Raw genomic sequence first — 17,760 nt, 5'->3', positions numbered from 1 at the left:
GACACAGCGCCTCATCGTTCCGAACAAACACAATGTCACATCCGAACCTTCCCATGACCGAGGTCCTCGTCGTTGCCGATTGCTGGCAGCGCGAGCCCGATTCCGAAGCCGTGATCCAGCGCGCCGTTGCCGCCGCCGCCGAGAGCGTCGATGAAGACGTCGCCGACGCGGAAGTGGCTGTGATGCTGACCGATGACGCCGGCATCCGCACCCTCAACAGCAACTGGCGCGGCATCGACAAGCCGACCAACGTGCTGTCGTTCCCCGCGCTCCAGCCTGAGGGCGAGTGGAAGGAAGGCGATGCACCCCGCATGCTCGGCGACATCGCGATCGCCTACGAGACCATGCGGCGCGAGGCGGACGAGGAACACAAGCCGTTCGACCATCATTTGAGCCATCTCGCCGTGCACGGTTTCCTGCATTTGATCGGCTACGACCACGAGAACGACGACGACGCCGAGGAAATGGAAGCGCTGGAGACGCAGATCCTCGCTCACCTCGGCATCCCCGATCCCTATGCCGAGCGCCCGGGGACGCACTGAGATGCCGGATTCAGAGCCTATTCACGACAATCCGCGCAACACGGCCAATCTGCCGGCCGTGGTGACGCCCGGCGAAGTTCTGCGCCCGACCGCGGAAGGCTGGTTGCTGCGCGCCATCCGCACGCTGTTCGGCTGGAAGGCCGGATCGGTGCGCGACGACCTCCAGGTCGTGCTCGACGCGACTACGCCCGACGACACCGGCTTCTCCGCGGTCGAGCGCACCATGCTGCGCAACATCCTCGGCCTGCACGAGCGCCGCATCGCCGACGTCATGGTGCATCGCGCCGACATCATCGCGGTGAAGCGCGACATCCCGCTCGGCGAGCTGATGGACCGCTTTGAGAGTGCCGGGCATTCGCGCCTTGTCGTCTACAACGAGACGCTCGACGATCCCGTCGGCATCGTCCACATCCGCGACCTGCTCGCATTCATGACCGTGCGTGCGCGCGTGTCGGAAGCCGCCAAGACCAAGCGCAAGAAGCCGCTGCCGGCCGGGCTCGACCTGCGGACGGTCGATCTCGCATTGCCGCTCGAGGATGCGCGCATCATCCGCAAGCTGCTCTACGTGCCGCCGTCGATGCGGGCGATCGATTTGCTCGCGCAGATGCAGGCGACGCGCATCCATCTGGCGCTGGTCGTCGACGAATATGGCGGCAGCGATGGCCTCGTTTCGCTGGAAGACATCGTCGAGCAGATCGTCGGCGAGATCGACGACGAGCACGACAGCGACGAGCCGCCGTCGATTGTGCGCCTGCCTGACAACGCTTTCATCGCCGACGCCCGCGCCAGCCTCGACGACGTCCGCACCGTGATCGGCGAGGACTTCGTCACCGGCGAGGCCGGCGAAGAGGTGGAGACGCTCGGCGGCTATCTCGTCAGCTTCGTCGGGCGCCTGCCGGTGCGCGGCGAGGTGATCTCGGGCCCCGGCAATTACGAGGTCGAGGTGCTCGATGCCGATCCGCGCCGCGTCAAGCGGCTGCGCATCTCGACACGCAAGGAACGCCCCGCCCCGCGCACCCAGCGCGAGAGCCGCCGCCGCGAGGCTGCGCCGGATAGCAGTCAGCCGCCGGCCGGCGACACGCCCACCCCGCCGCCGAGCGAGGGGACCGGCCAGCAGTGAGCGCGCTCCAGCGACTTCGGCAGATCGCGCTTGCCATCATCCTCACCTGGGGCTGGAAGCGTGCGCTCATCGCGATGGCGGCCGGCGCATTGTCGGTGCTGGCATTGGCGCCGTTCAATCTCTTCCCGGTACTGTTCATTACTTTTCCGGTGCTGGTCTGGCTGATCGACGGCGCCGGCGCGGGACGCTATCGCGGCGTGCCCGCTGCGGCGCTGACCGGCTACTGGTTCGGGCTCGGCTATTTCGTTCCCGGCCTCTACTGGATCGGCTACGCCTTCTTCGTCGACGCCGATGTGTTCGCCTGGCTGACGCCGTTCGCGGTGCTGGGCCTGCCGGCCTATCTGTCCATCTTCACGGCGATCGGCTTTGCGCTCGCGCGCCTGCTCTGGTCCAAGAACGCCACGCGCGTGCTTGCTCTCGCGGCTAGCCTCACCATCAGCGAATGGCTGCGCGGTCACGCGCTGACCGGCTTTCCCTGGAACGCGTTCGGCTACGCGCTGTCCGAGCCGCTGCCGCTGGCGCAGACGGCGTCGCTAATCGGGCTGTGGGGCATGACGTTCCTGACGGTTGCGATCTTTGCGAGCCCTGCGACGCTGATCGACCGCACGCCCGATCGCCGCCTGCAATGGCGCGTGCCGGCGGCTGCGATCGCGCTCCTGATCGTCATGGCCATCTTCGGCGCAGTCCGGCTGTCGCTGCATCCGACCACGATGGTCGCGGGCACCAAGCTGCGGCTGATGCAGCCCGACCTGCAGCAGGACGCGAAATTCAACTACGCCGCCAAGGCGGAGGTGATGAAGAAATACCTCGCGCTGTCGGACCGCGCCTCCGGGCCGCAATCGACCGGCGTGCGCGATGCCACCATCCTGATCTGGCCGGAATCCGCCTTTCCGTTCTTCCTGACCCGCGAAGCGGACGCGATGGCGCAGATCGCCGAGCTGCTGCCGAAGGGCACGACGCTGATCACGGGTTCGGTGCGCGCGCCCGATTTGCCGCGCGGCGTGCCGATCACACGCGCCTACAATTCGATCTATGTGATCGATCACGACGGCAGCGTGCTCTCGGTCTACGACAAACTGCACCTCGTGCCGTTCGGCGAATTCCTGCCCTATCAGAATTTGATGGAGAAGCTCGGCTTCGAGCAACTCACGCGCGTGCGCGGCGGCTTCATTCCCGGAACCGTGCGACATGCCCTTTCGGTACCGGGCGCGCCGAGCGCGCTGCCTCTGATCTGCTACGAGGCCATCTTTCCCGGTGAAGTTGCCGGACGCAACGAGCGTCCAGGCTGGATCGTGAATCTCACCAATGACGGCTGGTTCGGCATCTCGACCGGCCCTTATCAGCATCTCGAGCAAGCGCGCATGCGCGCGATCGAGCTCGGATTGCCGCTGGTGCGCTCCGCCAATACCGGCGTCTCCGCGGTGATCGATCCGGTCGGACGAACGATTGCCAGCCTCGGTCTCGGCATCGAAGGCATTTTGGATGCAAGCCTGCCCGCCGCGATCCCGCCGACCGTTTATGCGCGCGTCGGCGATGCGCCGGCAGCGATGCTCGTCGCGCTGGCGGTATTTCTGGCGCTCCGCCGCCGTGTTGCGAAGCGGCACCCCTGATCGCACCGTTGCCGCCGGCCGGGCCGGAATCCTTTGACAACCGTAGTCCCACGGTTGACAGACTGCACGCGGGTTCCCCATTCTGCACGGGCTGCGAAAGACAGCTGTGCATTGCTAAATTTCTCCGCAATGTGACCCAATAACAGGGTTTGATTTTGACGATGCTGGCACCTGAGGCAACTTGCTGATTGCGCTGAGGGTGGTGTTTGGAGGCTGAGGAAATGTCGAAAGCGCCCAACCCTGTTGACAAATATGTCGGCAGTCGCGTGCGTATGCGCCGCATCATGTTGGGCATGAGCCAGGAAAAGCTCGGTGAAGCTTTGGGCCTGACTTTCCAGCAGATTCAGAAGTACGAGAAGGGCACCAACCGCGTCGGCGCGAGCCGCATCCAGCAGATCGCCGAGATTCTCCAGGTGCCGGTATCGTTCCTGTTCGAGGGCGGACCGAGCGGCGTGCCGGGGCCGGATGGCTTCAGCGAAGGCGCCTCGCCCTCTTACGTCTCCGACTTCCTCGCGACCTCCGAAGGTCTCGCGCTGACCAAGGCGTTCACCCGAATCACTGATTCGAAGATGCGTCGCTCGATCGTCGATCTCGTCGAGCAGATCGCCGCGCGCGAAGGCCCCGACAAGCGCTGAGGCGCCGCCTCGATCCGATTTGAGACTGCGCGAAATCTGGCCTATGTCGTCATTTGCGGCCGCGTTTTGTTGCGCGCCCTTTCCGATGATGCAGTTCGAAGGCACAGATGCGTTCATGACCAGCGCCAATTGGTTCGATACCCAAACTATTCTCGATGGCATCCGCCGCTGGGTGGAGATCGAGACACCGACGGACACACCCGAACAGGTCAACAGACTGATGTCGCTGGTCGCGGAGCAACATCGCGATCTGCCTGTCACGCTCGAACGCGTCGCCGGCATCGATGGCTGCGGCGATCATCTCATCGCGCGTTCGACGTGGGGACAGGACCAGCCGGGCATCCTGGTCCTCAGTCATCTCGACACCGTTCACCCCATGGGCTTCATCGAGCGCCTGCCGTTCAAGGTCGAAGGCGACAGCGCGTTCGGTCCCGGCATCTACGACATGAAGGGCGGCGCCTACATCGCCCATCACGCCCTTCGCGCGCTTTGCGCCGATGGCAATCGCTCGCCGCTCGGCATCACCCATGTCTTCACCTCCGACGAGGAGATCGGCAGCCCCACATCGCGTGCGCTGATTGAGAAGGAGGGACGCAAGGCGAAATACGTGCTGGTGACCGAGCCAGCGCGCGAGGGCGGCAAGATCGTCACCGGGCGCAAAGGCGTCGGACGCTTCCGCGTGTTTATCAAGGGCGTGCCTGCGCACGCCGGCACGCGGCCCCAGGACGGCCGCAGCGCCGTCCGCGAGCTCGCCAACGTGATCCTGGCGCTCGAAGGCATGAACGATCTGAATCGCGGCGTCACCGTGAATGTCGGCGTGGCGCGCGGCGGCACTCGCCCCAACGTCACGCCGGAGGAGGCCTATGCCGAGGTCGATCTGCGCGTGCCGAGCTTTGCCGATGCAGAAGAATTCGTCGGCAAGATTCTCGGACTGACCTCGAAGACTGAAGGCGTCACCGTCACGGTCACAGGCGAACTCAATCGTCCGCCTTACGAGAAGAGCAATGCCGGCGCCTCGCTGTACGAGCATGCCAAGACGCTCGCCACCGAAATCGGCTTCGAGCTGATCGACACCCACACCGGCGGCGGCTCGGACGGCAATTTCACTGCCGCGCACACCGCAACGCTCGACGGCCTCGGCGTCGACGGCAAGGGCGCGCATACTCATTATGAGCAGCTCTACGTCTCCTCGCTCGCGCCGCGCGCGCGGCTGCTGCATCGCCTGTATCAGACGCTGCGATGATCGAGCGCAAATCAGATCCCGATCGCGACGACAGCGAGCGCGCCTTCTTCGGGCGCCGCAAGGGCCACAAGATGCGGCAGCACCAGGCCGAGCTGATCGATCAGCTGCTGCCGCATCTCGCGCTCGACATTGAGAGTGAGGCGCCGGCGAATGCCGCGGAGATCTTCGATCCCGCAGCAGACGATGTGCGGCTCGAGATCGGCTTCGGCGGCGGCGAGCATCTTGCGGCGGAAGCGCAGCAGTTCACGACGACCGGCTTCATCGGCTGCGAGCCCTATGTCAACGGCATGGCAAAAATCCTCGCGCAGATCGAGGCTGCCAATATTTCCAACATCCGCCTGTTCGCCGGCGATGCCGCCGAGCTCGTGGCGTGGCTGCCGCCGGCGTCGCTGTCGCGGATCGACCTGATCCACCCCGATCCCTGGCCGAAGCGGCGGCACTGGAAGCGGCGCTTCGTCCAGGACAGGACGATCGCCGCGATGGCGCGCGTGCTGAAGAGCGGCGGCGAATTCCGCTTCGTCTGCGACATCGACGATTATTGCGCCTGGACGCTGTCGCATCTGGCGCGCTCTTCCGATTTCGTCTGGCTTGCCGAACGCGCCGACGATTTCCGCCAGCCATGGGCCGGCTACACCATGACGCGCTACGGCCGGAAGGCCGCGCGTGAGGGCCGCAAGGCGGCGTACTTGCGGTTCAGGCGGAAATGATTGTCGTTCCGGGGCGATGCGCAGCATCGAACCCGGAACGACCAGCAAAGAAAACTCAGATCGCTTGCCGGTTGCGCCAGAAATTGACGACGCGTTCGGCCGTCGCGGGCATCAGGCGCGTGAAGTTCACGCGAGCCTGCTCGATGTCGGCATCGGCCGGCGTGCGATGCAGCCCGTACCACATCAGCACCAGCGCGCGCACCGTGGGCCAGCCGAGATTCAGCATGCGGCCCAGCACCAGGATCGGATCGTAACGGTCGCCCGCGATCAGGCGGTCGAGGATCGAGAGGCGGACGCCGGACATCGCCGACAGCGAAGCGATCGATTCCTCGTATTTGTGCGCCTTGGCGAAGCCGAGCAGCGCGCTCTCGCCGAGATGACCCTCGCGGTGCAGTGCGAGCACGGTGCGCTGCGCGCCCGAGTAATCGCGGCGCGGCCCCGGCGGCAGCGCGGCCTCCTCGATCGCCGCCATGGCTCGCTTGATCTCGACCTGACGCACGGGATTGACCACGGTGGAGAGACGTCGGCGGATGACGTCGAGCGTGCCGTCGAGCAGCTCCTTCAGATTCTCACCCGAGAGATCGCTGCGCTGACCAATCTTCAGCGTGAGCACGCCGTCCTGCGCCGCGCGCTTGATCAGCTCGGAATAGCTGCCGGGCGAGAACACGGCGCCGGCATTGCCCGCGGCGCGACGCACCACGTCGCGATCGCCGCGCTCGACCAGCACGTCGGTGATGACAGAAGACAGAACGGGACGCTCGGTCATCGCCAGCAGATGGCCCTGGCCCTTCAGCCGCGCGATCTCGACCAGAGCGGCGTCGTCGAGCACGGGCGAGCGGCGCAGCACGGGGCCCGCCACCATGATGTCGTTTTCGTGCGCGAGCTGGTTGACCAGATGCGGAGGCGCATTGTTCAGGCGCGAGAAGCGCTCGGCGAGATCGATCCGCGAGGCGAGCTCGGCATGGGGGACGAGATCGGTCAGGAGATTGTCGAAGAGATCGATCAGCTCGGGACGGAGCCTTTCGGGATCCTGGAAGAACAGGTCGGAGATGGCGCGCGCGATCTCGCCACGACGCCTGGGGTCGCCGCGTTTGACGATATCGTCCAGTCCGGGAATGAGCGACGTGGCAACGGTCATGAAAACGCAAACTCGTACAGGGCACGCCGCGGGTGCGCCCTTGGTCCAAGCCGCCCCACAATCAGGGAATTTAGGCCTGCTTGATGAAAGAAGCGTTGCCGCTGGGGACCGCGAATCGGGCCCAAAAAGCCTCCTCGCCCCCGCGATGGGCCTTGTCCGGGAGGACGGAAAGGGCTATATCAGCGCCAATTCATCTTCTCATACGATCCGCGTAGTGAGAGTGGGCCCGAAAGGACCCGCTCTTTTTTATTACCTGAGCGCGGCTCGGCGGAAGATGCGGCCCGACGCGCTGTCGGGAAAGTTCCAAAGCGGGCTTTGTTAACCAAGCCTTAACCCAAGCGTTAATCAACGAGCGCCTTGATCCCTGCGATGACCGAACCGACCACTGGTTCCACCGATGCCGAGTTGCTGGCCGAGCCGAGGCTCGTGGTCGAGCCGGGCGTGGCGGCACGGGTATCTGCGGTCGCAACGCCTGTGCTGGAAGGCATGGGTTACCGCCTGGTGCGGATCCGCATCTCTGGCGAGGCCGGCTGCACCGTGCAGATCATGGCCGAGCGGCCGGATGGCTCGATGCAGCTCGAGGATTGCGAGGCGATCTCGCGGGCGCTGTCGCCCGTGCTCGACGTCGCCGATCCCATCGACCGCGCCTACCGGCTGGAAATCTCATCGCCGGGGATCGATCGTCCGCTTGTGCGCCGTTCCGATTTCGAGCGCTATTCCGGGCATCTCGTCAAGATCGAGATGGCGGTTGCCCATGAGGGGCGGAAGCGGTTCCGTGGCATGATCGGGGCTGTGGAAGGCGACCGCGTGCATCTGCATCGCGATGACGTCAAGGCGGGCGATAATCCCGACGTGCTCCTGACGATGGAAGACATCGGCGAGGCACGGCTGGTGCTGACCGACGAGCTGATCGCCGAATCCATGCGCCGCGGCAAGGCCGAGGAGCGGCAGATGCGCCGGGATCTCGGCCTGGAACCGCCGCAAGCACCGCACGCCAAGATCAGCGAAAAAACCACCAAGAACACCAAGCCGAAGAAGAAACCGGCCCCGACCAATACCAAGAAGCATCGCCTGGCCGCCGAACGGGCGCGGCGTGGCGAGATCGAGCCTGACGAAGGAGACTAGCCATGGCAGTCAGCGCCAATCGACTTGAATTGCTCCAGATCGCCGACGCCGTTGCGCGCGAGAAATCGATCGACCGCGGCATCGTCATCGCAGCGATGGAGGACGCCATCGCCAAGGCCGCGCGCGCCCGTTACGGCAGCGAGACTGACGTTCATGCCGAGATCGACCCGAAGAAGGGCGAGCTGCGGCTGTCGCGCCACATGCTGGTAGTCGACAAGGTCGAGAACCACTCCAACCAGATCTCGCTGATCGATGCGCAGCGCGCCAATCCGGGCGCTCAGGTCGGCGACACCATCGCCGACACCCTGCCGCCGCTGGAATACGGCCGCATCGCCGCGCAGTCGGCCAAGCAGGTGATCGTGCAGAAGGTGCGCGAGGCCGAGCGCGACCGTCAGTATCAGGAATTCAAGGACCGCATCGGCGACATCGTCAACGGCGTCGTCAAGCGCGTCGAATATGGCAGCGTGATCGTCGATCTCGGCCGTGGCGAAGCCATCATCCGCCGCGACGAGATGCTGCCGCGCGAAGTCTTCCGCAACGGCGACCGCGTCCGTGCCTATATCTTCGACGTCCGCCGCGAGACGCGCGGCCCGCAGATCTTCCTCTCCCGCACCCATCCGCAGTTCATGGCGAAGCTGTTCGCGCAGGAAGTGCCTGAGATCTACGACGGCATCGTCGAGATCAAGGCGGTCGCCCGCGATCCGGGCTCGCGCGCGAAAATCGGCGTGATTTCCCGCGATTCCTCGGTCGACCCGGTCGGCGCCTGCGTCGGTATGCGCGGCTCGCGCGTGCAGGCGGTGGTGAACGAATTGCAGGGCGAGAAGATCGACATCATCCCGTGGTCGCCCGACATCGCGACCTTCGTGGTCAATGCGCTGGCGCCGGCCGAAGTCTCCAAGGTCGTCATCGACGAAGACCGCGAGCGCATCGAGGTCGTGGTGCCCGACACCAACAACCAGCTCTCGCTGGCGATCGGCCGCCGCGGCCAGAACGTGCGTCTGGCCTCGCAGCTCACCGGTTGGGACATCGACATCCTGACCGAGCAGGAGGAATCGGAGCGCCGTCAGGCCGACTTCGAGAACTCCACCCGCGTCTTCATGGAATCGCTCAACGTCGACGAAGTGGTCGGCCAGCTCCTGGCGTCCGAAGGCTTCACCTCGGTTGAGGAACTCGCGATGGTGGACCTCAAGGAACTCGCCAGCATCGAAGGCTTCGACGAGGAGACCGCGCAGGAGCTCCAGAGCCGTGCCCGCGAATATCTCGAGCAGCAGGAAGCCGAGATCGAAGCCCGCCGCAAGGAGCTGGGTGTCGAGGACGCTGTCAAGGACGTCCCCGGCGTGACCTCGAAGATGCTGGTGAAGTTCGGCGAGAACGACATCAAGACGGTCGACGACCTCGCCGGCTGCGCCACCGACGATCTGGTCGGCTGGACCGAGCGCAAGGAAGGCGGCGAGCAGACCAAGTTCGCCGGCGCGCTCGACGGCCTCGGCATCTCCCGCGACGAAGCGGAAGCCATGATCATGCAGGCCCGCGTCAAGGCCGGCTGGATCACCGAGGCCGATCTCGCCAAGCCCGCTGAAGAGGCCGAGGCGACCGAAGATCAGCCGGCTTAAGGACGAAGGAGAATGTCGCCCGGATGCTCGCAGACACTGCTCACGAACTTGACCATGGACCGCGGACCGAAAGGTCCGCGACCATGCGCACGTGCGCGGTCAGTCGCGAGGTCCGGCCGATCGACGAGCTGATCCGCTTCGTCATATCGCCTGACGGGCAGATAGTTCCCGATCTCAAGCGCAAGCTGCCCGGGCGCGGCATGTGGATCACCGCCTCGCGCGAGGCGGTTGCGGAAGCCGTCCGGCGTCACCAATTTAGCAAAGCCTTCAAGCGCGAGCTGCGCACCCCTCAGACGCTTTCCGCCGATATCGAGGCGCTTCTGGTTCGGAGCGTGACGGAAGCCCTTGGGATCGCCGCCAAGGCGGGCCAGGTCGTGGCCGGCTTCGGCAAGGTCGAAAGCGCGCTTCGGGAAGGCACGGTCGAGGTCCTGATCCACGCCAGCGACGGGGCCGCGGACGGAATCCGCAAATTGGACATGCTGGCGCGTCAAAATGACGGGAATCGCGGCGCCAAGCCGCAGATTCCCGTCGTCACCGCACTGAAATCGGTAGAATTGGATTTGGCACTAACCCGGTCAAATGTGATACATGCTGCCCTGCTCGCGGGCCCGGCGAGCAAGTCATTCCTGTCGCGTAGCCAGATGCTGGTCCGATACCGGATGGCGGACGCTGACAAGACTGCCGAAAAGCCCGGCCAGGATTTCTGAGAGACAACGACGACCCGATGGGACTGTGCGGGAACGCACAACACTAACAAGATCAGGATTAGGACTGCTGAATGGTTGATACCAAGACCCCTGGCGACAAGAAGCTGAGCGTTCCGAGCAAGACGCTATCGCTCAAGCCGCGCGTCGAAACGGGCACTGTGCGCCAGAGCTTCAGCCATGGCCGCAGCAAGCAGGTCGTGGTCGAGAAGCGCGGCAAGCGCCGCATCGACGGCACCCCTGAGCCGCAGACTGCCGAGGCGCCGAAGCCCGCGCCTGCTGCGCCCGCGCCCGCACCTGTACGCCCGGCGCCGCCGCGCAACGCCGGCTCCGGCGTGGTGCTGCGCACGCTGACCGAGGACGAACGCTCGGCCCGCGCCAGCGCGCTGGCCGATGCCAAGGTGCGCGAAGTCGAGGAACGCCGCCAGGCCGAGGAAGAGGCCCAGCGCCGTGCTGTCCGCGAGGCCGCCGAACGCGCCGAGCGCGAGGCTGCCGAATCCCGTCGCAAGGCCGAGGAAGAGCGCCACCGTCACGAGGACGAGGCCAAGCGCAAGGCCGAGACCGAGGCCAAGAAGCGTTTTGGCGAAGGCGAGCAGCCGCAATCTGCTCCGCGCCCCGCTGCGGCCGCCCCGGCCGCTTCTGCGCCCCGGCCCGGCGCGCCCACGGCCCGGCCGGCGACCACCACGACCACGGCACGCCCGGGAACAACGACCGCGCGCCCCGGAACGACCACAGCAAGGCCGGCCGGCGGCCCGTTGGGTCGCGCCCCCGCCGTTGCGGCCGGCCCGGATGAGGATGATGGTCCGCGCCAGATCCGTCGCGGTCCTGGCGGCGCTGCGCGTCCTGCGGCGGCTCCCAAGACCACCCACAAGCCCGGCCCGCAGAAAGAGCGCGGCCGCCTCACCGTCGTCACCGCGCTCAATGCCGACGAGGTGCGCGAGCGTTCGATCGCCTCGTTCCGCCGCCGTACCCAGCGCCTGAAGGGTCACGCCTCGAACGAGCCGAAGGAAAAGCTCATCCGCGAGGTGACGATCCCGGAAGCGATCACCATCCAGGAACTCGCCAACCGCATGTCCGAACGCGCGGTCGATGTCATCCGCATGCTGATGAAGCAGGGCGCGATGCACAAGATCACCGACGTGATCGATGCCGATACCGCGCAGCTGATCGCCGAAGAGCTCGGCCACACCGTCAAGCGCGTTGCCGCCTCCGACGTCGAAGAGGGCCTGTTCGACCAGGTCGACGATTCCACCGACACCGAGACGCGGTCGCCTGTCGTGACCGTGATGGGCCACGTCGACCACGGCAAGACCTCGCTGCTCGACGCGCTCCGTCATGCCAACGTGGTCTCCGGCGAAGCCGGCGGCATCACCCAGCATATCGGCGCCTATCAGGTGTCCTCGCCCGAGACCGGCAAGAAGATCACCTTCATCGACACGCCCGGCCACGCCGCGTTCACCGCGATGCGCGCCCGCGGCGCCAAGGTCACCGACATCGTCGTGCTGGTGGTTGCGGCCGACGACGGCGTGATGCCGCAAACGGTGGAAGCCATCAACCACGCCAAGGCGGCAGGCGTGCCGATCATTGTTGCCATCAACAAGATCGACAAGCCCGATGCCAAGCCCGAGCGCGTGCGCACCGAGCTGCTCCAGCACGAGGTGCAGGTGGAATCCTTCGGCGGCGACGTCGTCGACGTCGAGGTGTCCGCCAAGAACAAGACCAATCTCGACAAGCTGCTCGAGATGATCGCGCTCCAGGCCGAAATCCTCGACCTCAAGACCAATTCGGAGCGTCCGGCCGAAGGCACCGTGATCGAAGCCAAGCTCGATCGCGGCCGTGGTCCGGTCGCAACCGTGCTGGTCCAGCGCGGCACGCTCCGTGTCGGCGACATCATCGTCGCCGGCGCCGAGATGGGCCGCGTCCGCGCGCTGATCTCGGATCAGGGCGAGACGGTGCAGGAAGCCGGCCCCTCGGTGCCGGTCGAAGTGCTCGGATTCAACGGTCCGCCGGAAGCCGGCGATCGTCTCGCCGTGGTCGAGAACGAAGCTCGCGCCCGCCAGGTCACCAGCTACCGCGCGCACCAGAAGCGCGAGAACGCGGCGGCCTCGATCTCCGGCATGCGCGGCTCGCTCGAGCAGATGATGTCGCAGCTGAAGACGGCGGGCCGCAAGGAGTTCCCGCTGATCGTCAAGGCCGACGTGCAGGGCTCGCTGGAAGCGATCCTCGGCTCGCTGGAGAAGCTCGGCACCGACGAAGTCGCAGCCCGCATCCTGCATGCCGGCGTCGGCGGCATCTCGGAATCCGACGTGACGCTCGCGGAAGGCTTCAACGCCGCGATCATCGGCTTCTCGGTTCGTGCCAACAAGGAGGCCGCTGCGGCCGCCAAGCGCAACGGCATCGAGATCCGCTACTACAACATCATCTACGACCTCGTGGACGACGTGAAGAAGGCGATGAGCGGTCTGCTCGCGCCGACCTTGCGCGAAACCATGCTGGGCAATGCCGAGATCCTCGAGATCTTCAACATCTCCAAGGTCGGCAAGGTTGCCGGCTGCCGCGTCACCGACGGCACCGTGGAACGCGGCGCCAACGTGCGCCTGATCCGCGACAACGTCGTCGTGCACGAAGGCAAGCTGTCGACGCTGAAGCGCTTCAAGGACGAAGTGAAGGAGGTCCAGTCCGGTCAGGAATGCGGCATGGCCTTCGAGAACTATCACGACATGCGTGCCGGCGACGTGATCGAGTGTTATCGCGTGGAGACGATCCAGCGCTCCCTGTAAGTCCAAATCTTACCGAAGCGCCCGGATCTTTTTGAGCTGAAATTGCGGGAGTGCGATGGCCGGATTTTTTCCGGCCATCCACACCTTATTCGTTTCAACAGGACAAATGACAATGCTCGTGTCCCAAACACGGGCACGACGAGGTGATTTTCGACGATGCCGCGCCACCACCAGAAGAAGAGTTCCGCGCCCGGCGGCTCGCAACGGCAGTTGCGCGTCGGCGAGCAGGTTCGCCATGCGATGGCCGAGATTCTGGCGCAAGGCAATGTGCATGATGCGGACCTCGAAGGTCACATCATCACCGTGCCGGAGGTACGGATGTCGCCAGACCTGAAGCTCGCGACAGTCTATGTGATGCCGCTCGGTGGCCGCGACACCGAGATCGTGATCGCTGCGCTCGAGCGCAACAAGAAATTCCTGCGCGGCGAAGTCGCGCGGCGCATTAACCTGAAATTTGCACCTGACATTCGTTTCCGCGTCGACGAGCGATTCGACGAAGCGGAACGGATCGAGAAGCTTTTGCGAACACCTGCGGTGCAGAAGGACCTGGAACAGGATCCGGATTCGGATCGGGAAGAAGAGCAATGACGATGGACCCCGTACACGGCACGATCGGCGGCAACGATGCCGATCAGCGCGACGTGACGAAAAATAATTTTGCGGATCTCGGCGGCAATTCCCAGCCGCATCAGGAGCCGCGCCGCGTCAACAACGACCCGCGCGCCAGGCAGCAGAAGGGCAACCAGCCTCGCCGCGACCGCCGCGACGTCCACGGCTGGGTGGTGCTCGACAAGCCGATCGGCATGACCTCGACGCAGGCCGTTGCGGTGCTCAAGCGCCTGTTCAACGCCAAGCGCGCCGGACACGCCGGCACGCTCGACCCGCTCGCCTCGGGCGGCCTGCCCATTGCACTTGGAGAAGCCACCAAGACCGTCCCCTTCGTCATGGACGGCCGCAAGCGCTACCAGTTCACCGTGTGCTGGGGCGAGGAGCGCGATACCGACGACATCGAGGGACGCGTCACCGCGACCTCCGACCAGCGCCCGACCCGGGAGGCGATCCTGGCGCTGCTGCCCCGCTTCACCGGGGTGATCGAGCAGATCCCGCCGCGCTATTCCGCGATCAAGGTCCAGGGCGAGCGGGCCTATGACCTCGCCCGCGACGGCGAGGTCGTGGAACTGGCCCCCCGTCCGGTCGAGATTCACCATTTAACCCTTGTGGATCAACCGGATAACGACCGGGCCGTGTTCGAGGCCGAGTGCGGCAAGGGCACCTATGTCCGGGCGCTGGCCCGCGATATGGGCCGGATTCTCGGTACTTTCGGCCATATCTGCGCGCTGCGGCGGACCCTGGTCGGCCCATTTGACGAAAACGACATGATTCCGCTGGATCAGTTGGAGGCTTTGTGCGATAGAGCCGCGTCCGGCGAGGGCAGCCTCGCCGACGCGCTCATGCCCGTTGAGACCGCGCTGGACGACATCCCGGCACTGGCCGTCACTCGGGCTGATGCGGCAAGGCTCCATCGGGGCCAAGCCGTTTTGTTGCGCGGACGGGATGCGCCCACTTGTAGCGGCACAGTCTATGTCACGGTGGCAGGCCGTCTTTTGGCGCTTGCTGAAGTCGGCAATGGCGAAATCATCCCCAAGCGTGTGTTCAACCTGACCGGCCTGACTGCCAGCCCCGGTCGCAACGAGAGAAATTGACGATGTCGATTGCCGCCGAACGCAAAGCGGAAGTCATCAAGACGAATGCCACCAAGGCCGGCGACACCGGCTCGCCCGAGGTTCAGGTCGCGATCCTGTCGGAACGCATCAACAACCTGACCAACCATTTCAAGACCCACGTGAAGGACAACCATTCGCGTCGCGGCCTCTTGAAGCTGGTCTCGACCCGCCGCTCGCTCCTCGACTACCTCAAGAAGAGGGACGAGGCGCGGTACAAGGCGCTGCTCGAGAAGCACAACATTCGTCGTTAAGTGTCCCTGCGCGCGCCACTGGCGCGCGTTTTCGCGCGTGGTTTCGAACGAAAGCGCTTATTTAAAGGTTTTTGATCGAGGCTGCGTGCGCGTCGGATGCAACGATTCGCATCCGAGGCATGATCGGCGAAGACCGCGGTTCGGTGTTCGCGTTCGTGCCGACTGACAGTCCAGCAGCAATCCGGCGGCTGGGCACAACGGGCAAGGCGCCCGTATGACCCGAAAGGATGGACGCCATCCGACATCCAAAAACCATGGCAGGATCGCAGGACGCTGATCGCCCGCTTCGATCAGCGTCCCGCAATCTTGCGCATGGTTTTTGTTTTTCGAGCCGTCCCTTCTTTCGAGAACCCATGAAAGAAGACCTCTATGTTCAATAAGCATTCAGTCGAGATCGACTGGGGCGGACGCCCTCTCAAGCTGGAAACCGGCAAGATCGCGCGCCAGGCCGACGGCGCCGTCGTCGCCACCTATGGCGAGACCGTGGTGCTCGCCACCGTCGTCGCGGCGAAGGCGCCGCGCGAGGGCGTCGACTTCCTGCCGCTGACCGTCGACTACCAGGAGAAGACCTACGCCGCGGGCCGCATTCCCGGCGGCTATTTCAAGCGCGAGGGCCGTCCGACCGAGAAGGAGACGCTGGTCTCCCGCCTGATCGACCGTCCGATCCGTCCGCTGTTCGTCGACGGTTGGCGCAACGAGACCCAAGTGATCGTCACCGTGCTCTCGCACGACATGGAAAACGACCCCGATATCGTCGCGCTGGTTGCGGCCTCCGCCGCGCTGACCCTGTCCGGCGCACCCTTCAAGGGCCCGATCGGCGCAGCGCGCGTCGGCTTTGCCAATGACGAATTCATCCTCAACCCGACGCTCGACGAGATGGTCGACACCCAGCTCGACCTCGTCGTCGCCGGCACCGCCGACGCCGTGCTGATGGTGGAATCGGAAGCCAAGGAGCTGAACGAAGACATCATGCTCGGCGCCGTGATGTTCGGTCACCGCCACTTCCAGCCGGTGATCAACGCGATCATCGATCTCGCCGAGAAGGCCGCCAAGGAGCCGCGCGAAGTCACCGTCATCGACAATTCGGCGCTCGAGAAGGAAATGCTCGGCCTGATCGAGCAGGAGCTGCGCGCCGCCTACGCGATCCCGGTGAAGCAGGATCGCTATGCCGCGGTCGGCGTCGCCAAGGAAAAGGTGATGGCCCACTACTTCCCGGAAGGACAGGAGCCGAAATACGACAAGCTCCGCGTCGCCGGCGTGTTCAAGGAGCTGGAAGCCAAGATCGTCCGCTGGAACATCCTCGACACCGGCAAGCGCATCGACGGCCGCGATTCCAAGACCGTGCGCAACATCGTCGCCGAAGTCGGCGTGCTGCCCCGCGCCCACGGCTCGGCGCTGTTCACCCGCGGCGAGACCCAGGCGATGGTCGTGACCACGCTCGGCACCGGCGAGGACGAGCAGTACATCGACGCGCTGTCGGGGACGTACAAGGAAACGTTCCTGCTGCACTACAACTTCCCGCCCTACTCGGTCGGTGAGACCGGCCGCCTCGGCGGCACCAAGCGCCGCGAGATCGGCCACGGCAAGCTGGCCTGGCGCGCGATCCATCCGGTGCTGCCGCCGCACCACGAATTCCCCTACACCACGCGCGTGGTGTCGGAGATCACCGAGTCCAACGGCTCCTCGTCGATGGCTTCGGTCTGCGGCGCCTCGCTCGCGCTGATGGACGCCGGCGTGCCCTTGAAGCGGCCGACCGCGGGCATCGCGATGGGCCTGATCCTCGAAGACAAGCGCTTTGCGGTTCTCTCGGACATCCTCGGTGACGAGGACCATCTCGGCGACATGGACTTCAAGGTCGCCGGCACCGAGCAGGGCATCACCTCGCTCCAGATGGACATCAAGATCGAGGGCATCACCGAGGAGATCATGCGTGTCGCCCTTGGCCAGGCCAAGGAAGGCCGCATCCACATCCTCGGCGAGATGGCCAAGGCCCTGACCGCTGCGCGCGCCGAGCTCGGCGAATACGCGCCGCGCATCGAGACCTTCAAGATCCCGACCGACAAGATCCGCGAAGTGATCGGCACCGGCGGCAAGGTGATCCGCGAGATCGTCGAGAAGACCGGCGCCAAGGTCAACATCGAGGACGACGGCACCGTGAAGGTCGCCTCCAGCGACGGCGAGGCGATGAAGGCTGCGATCAAGTGGATCAAGTCGATCGCGTCCGAGCCGGAAGTCGGCCAGATCTATGACGGCACCGTCGTTAAGGTGATGGAGTTCGGCGCCTTCGTGAACTTCTTCGGCTCCAAGGACGGTCTCGTCCACATCAGCCAGCTCGCTTCGGCGCGCGTGCAGAAGACCTCCGACGTCGTCAAGGAAGGCGACAAGGTCAAGGTCAAGCTGCTCGGCTTCGACGATCGCGGCAAGACCCGCCTGTCGATGAAGGTGGTCGACCAGACCACCGGCGAGGACCTCGAGGCCAAGGACAAGGCCGCCGAGGGCGAGAAGGCCCCGCGCGAAGCCGCCGGCGAGTAAGCCTCGCTGCTGCATCAGAAACACGAAGGGCGGCCG

At 65.2% G+C, this 17,760-nt stretch carries 16 protein-coding genes; 14 read left to right on the top strand and 2 right to left on the bottom strand.

Annotated elements, in window-relative coordinates; translation table 11 throughout:
* Positions 1 to 53 precede the first annotated feature (53 nt).
* The 6 genes from ybeY to trmB all read left to right on the top strand — a co-directional run bounded on the left by ybeY (position 54) and on the right by trmB (position 5,857).
* Positions 54 to 542, top strand: coding sequence for an rRNA maturation RNase YbeY (gene ybeY / locus BRAGE_RS0139655; RefSeq protein WP_416207757.1), 489 nt, complete (start codon positions 54 to 56; stop codon positions 540 to 542).
* A gap of 1 nt (position 543) precedes the next feature.
* Positions 544 to 1,662 carry a hemolysin family protein gene (locus BRAGE_RS0139650; protein WP_027563924.1) on the top strand — a complete coding sequence of 373 codons (1,119 nt, stop codon included), beginning with the start codon at positions 544 to 546 and terminating at the stop codon, positions 1,660 to 1,662.
* Entirely contained in the window at positions 1,659 to 3,272 is a 1,614-nt protein-coding gene (gene lnt, locus BRAGE_RS0139645; RefSeq protein ID WP_027563923.1) for an apolipoprotein N-acyltransferase, read from the top strand. Before BRAGE_RS0139650 ends, lnt begins: the two co-directional genes overlap by 4 nt.
* A gap of 221 nt (positions 3,273 to 3,493) precedes the next feature.
* Positions 3,494 to 3,907 carry a helix-turn-helix domain-containing protein gene (locus BRAGE_RS0139640; RefSeq protein WP_018319423.1) on the top strand — a complete coding sequence of 138 codons (414 nt, stop codon included), beginning with the start codon at positions 3,494 to 3,496 and terminating at the stop codon, positions 3,905 to 3,907.
* 85 nt (positions 3,908 to 3,992) lie between these two features.
* Positions 3,993 to 5,150: a M20 family metallopeptidase gene (locus tag BRAGE_RS0139635; protein WP_027563922.1), complete on the top strand. Its 1,158-nt coding sequence runs from the start codon at positions 3,993 to 3,995 to the stop codon at positions 5,148 to 5,150.
* Positions 5,147 to 5,857 (top strand): tRNA (guanosine(46)-N7)-methyltransferase TrmB, encoded by a 711-nt coding sequence (trmB, locus tag BRAGE_RS0139630; RefSeq protein ID WP_027563921.1) that lies wholly within the window; start codon positions 5,147 to 5,149, stop codon positions 5,855 to 5,857. The genes BRAGE_RS0139635 and trmB overlap by 4 nt, the downstream gene beginning before the upstream one ends.
* A gap of 55 nt (positions 5,858 to 5,912) precedes the next feature.
* On the opposite strand, the gene BRAGE_RS0139625 is transcribed toward trmB, so the two are convergent.
* Positions 5,913 to 6,995: a DUF2336 domain-containing protein gene (locus BRAGE_RS0139625; protein ID WP_027563920.1), complete on the bottom strand. Its 1,083-nt coding sequence runs from the start codon at positions 6,993 to 6,995 to the stop codon at positions 5,913 to 5,915.
* Between the two features lie 369 nt (positions 6,996 to 7,364).
* Here BRAGE_RS0139625 and rimP point away from each other — a divergent pair, with 369 nt between their 5' ends.
* From rimP to infB, 4 genes are all read left to right on the top strand, one after another.
* The gene (rimP, locus tag BRAGE_RS0139620) at positions 7,365 to 8,120 is read left to right on the top strand and encodes a ribosome maturation factor RimP (RefSeq protein WP_027563919.1); all 756 of its coding nucleotides are present in this window, start codon (positions 7,365 to 7,367) and stop codon (positions 8,118 to 8,120) included.
* Positions 8,121 to 8,122: 2 nt separating this feature from the next.
* Positions 8,123 to 9,733 (top strand): transcription termination factor NusA, encoded by a 1,611-nt coding sequence (gene nusA / locus BRAGE_RS0139615; RefSeq protein WP_027563918.1) that lies wholly within the window; start codon positions 8,123 to 8,125, stop codon positions 9,731 to 9,733.
* Between the two features lie 23 nt (positions 9,734 to 9,756).
* Complete coding sequence (locus tag BRAGE_RS0139610; RefSeq protein WP_027563917.1) at positions 9,757 to 10,440, top strand: RNA-binding protein; 684 nt, start codon at positions 9,757 to 9,759, stop codon at positions 10,438 to 10,440.
* A gap of 71 nt (positions 10,441 to 10,511) precedes the next feature.
* On the top strand, positions 10,512 to 13,217 hold the full coding sequence (gene infB / locus BRAGE_RS0139605) for a translation initiation factor IF-2 (protein WP_027563916.1): 2,706 nt from the start codon (positions 10,512 to 10,514) through the stop codon (positions 13,215 to 13,217).
* A gap of 9 nt (positions 13,218 to 13,226) precedes the next feature.
* Here infB and BRAGE_RS56235 read toward each other — a convergent pair whose 3' ends face one another.
* Positions 13,227 to 13,454 carry a hypothetical protein gene (locus BRAGE_RS56235; protein WP_167336473.1) on the bottom strand — a complete coding sequence of 76 codons (228 nt, stop codon included), beginning with the start codon at positions 13,452 to 13,454 and terminating at the stop codon, positions 13,227 to 13,229.
* Between BRAGE_RS56235 and rbfA the strand changes: the two genes are divergently transcribed.
* The 4 genes from rbfA to pnp all read left to right on the top strand — a co-directional run bounded on the left by rbfA (position 13,374) and on the right by pnp (position 17,724).
* Positions 13,374 to 13,805 carry a 30S ribosome-binding factor RbfA gene (gene rbfA, locus BRAGE_RS0139600; RefSeq protein WP_027563915.1) on the top strand — a complete coding sequence of 144 codons (432 nt, stop codon included), beginning with the start codon at positions 13,374 to 13,376 and terminating at the stop codon, positions 13,803 to 13,805. The genes BRAGE_RS56235 and rbfA overlap by 81 nt on opposite strands.
* Positions 13,802 to 14,920 carry a tRNA pseudouridine(55) synthase TruB gene (gene truB, locus BRAGE_RS0139595; protein WP_027563914.1) on the top strand — a complete coding sequence of 373 codons (1,119 nt, stop codon included), beginning with the start codon at positions 13,802 to 13,804 and terminating at the stop codon, positions 14,918 to 14,920. Before rbfA ends, truB begins: the two co-directional genes overlap by 4 nt.
* 2 nt (positions 14,921 to 14,922) lie before the next feature.
* A complete protein-coding gene (rpsO, locus tag BRAGE_RS0139590) occupies positions 14,923 to 15,192 on the top strand; it encodes a 30S ribosomal protein S15 (RefSeq protein ID WP_018644188.1) in 270 nt (89 codons plus the stop codon).
* A gap of 369 nt (positions 15,193 to 15,561) precedes the next feature.
* A complete protein-coding gene (gene pnp / locus BRAGE_RS0139585; protein WP_027563913.1) occupies positions 15,562 to 17,724 on the top strand; it encodes a polyribonucleotide nucleotidyltransferase in 2,163 nt (720 codons plus the stop codon).
* Positions 17,725 to 17,760: the final 36 nt, after the last annotated feature.

It is taken from the genome of Bradyrhizobium genosp. SA-4 str. CB756, assembly GCF_000473125.1.
Taxonomy (GTDB): domain Bacteria; phylum Pseudomonadota; class Alphaproteobacteria; order Rhizobiales; family Xanthobacteraceae; genus Bradyrhizobium; species Bradyrhizobium arachidis.
The sequence above is the reverse complement of the archived record's forward strand: the minus strand, read 5'-3'. Positions and strand labels throughout refer to the sequence as shown.